Source organism: Clostridium algidicarnis DSM 15099 (assembly GCF_002934235.1).
In the GTDB taxonomy this organism is placed as follows: Bacteria; Bacillota; Clostridia; order Clostridiales; family Clostridiaceae; genus Clostridium_L; species Clostridium_L algidicarnis.
This window is the reverse complement of record NZ_PTIS01000039.1, coordinates 1-1270: the sequence shown is the minus strand read 5'-3', so window position 1 is coordinate 1270 and position 1270 is coordinate 1. Positions and strand designations below refer to the sequence as shown.

The window sequence follows — 1270 nt, the reverse complement described above, 5'->3', positions numbered from 1 at the left end:
GCGGTATGTATCTTATATTCTTTAGATTTCGTACCCTTTTTATTAACCGCGGAAGCGGATAAAGGTATTTCACGAATTACAGTATCTATAACGCCCTTCGGTATAATGTTTTTATAGATTTTATCCAAGGTACTAAATAATCTATTGCTAAACTTTTCTGCTAAAATTTTAGATAAGTTATCTGCTCCCTGAATAGACCAACTCATTTTCCTGCCTTTCATTCTATGCGCTAAAACATCGCAAATATTATGTTCCATAGTCCCTAATTGCCTATATTCTACCCCTTCGGGTGCCGTAGGCATAGTTATATTGTCTCTTAATTTATATGGAACTAGCCCCTCTTTATTATGCACAAAATAGTCATATAGCTCTGTAAGCTTTTTAAAAACAACTTCATCTTTATTATTTTCTATCATCATGTTAACAATTAATTCTAATCCTTCATCAACTTTTCCTTGCCTAAATAACTTCAATAATACTTTCTGTTCTTTTTTATCACTTACTTTTCGAATAATTGCTTGGCTTATATGAAATGGATCCAGTTGAAAGTGTATGTCTTGATCTTCACAGCTTGCTTTTATCCACTTTGCGCCATCTCCATTTAATATCCTAGTTTCTATTTCATCAACATTATATTTTTCAGCAATGGTTGCTTCCGCAACCTTTTTAAAATGGCTAGAACTATTAAAACTTGCACAAACAGTTTTATCAATAACAACATATTCTTTTTTACTGCCTGGACGCAACTTCCATCCTGTATAAGATACTGCTAATTTAAGTTCTTTTTTTCTATTCTTACCCTTTGGTCTATCCTTTCCCTGAATGGATAACCACACCCCGTCTTGCTCTTGAAATAGCACTGGTACTTCCTTTTGGCCTTTCAACGCACCTTTTTCATTTAGTTCAATCTTACGCTTTTCTAGTTCATTTATTTTTTCTCCAACCATTTGAACTATGTTCCAAACTCCTTGAGCACTAATTTCCTGATTACACATTGTTTTTATATTTTCAGCTGTTTTTCTAAAAGATACTTCTGACACGTTGGTTAAAATAGTTTCTACAAGATTTATAGATACATTCCCTATAGTGTCCATGCCTAGATACTCATCTAAAAGAAACTTAGTGGCTGTTTTACCATCTTCAAGTTCAAACTGATAGATACGTCTTGAATATTCAACATCCCCCATAATCGTTCTTAAACAAGTCTTTTTAAGTCCCTTATTTCTATATACTTTAATATCTCTTTCTTTAAGTATCTTTTCATCTAAAG

1 protein-coding gene is annotated in these 1270 nt (G+C 32.7%); it reads right to left on the bottom strand.

What is annotated here, in order from left to right:
- Positions 1-1270: ISLre2 family transposase (locus BD821_RS13280; RefSeq protein WP_104410885.1), on the bottom strand; the 1270-nt coding region annotated here is incomplete at both ends.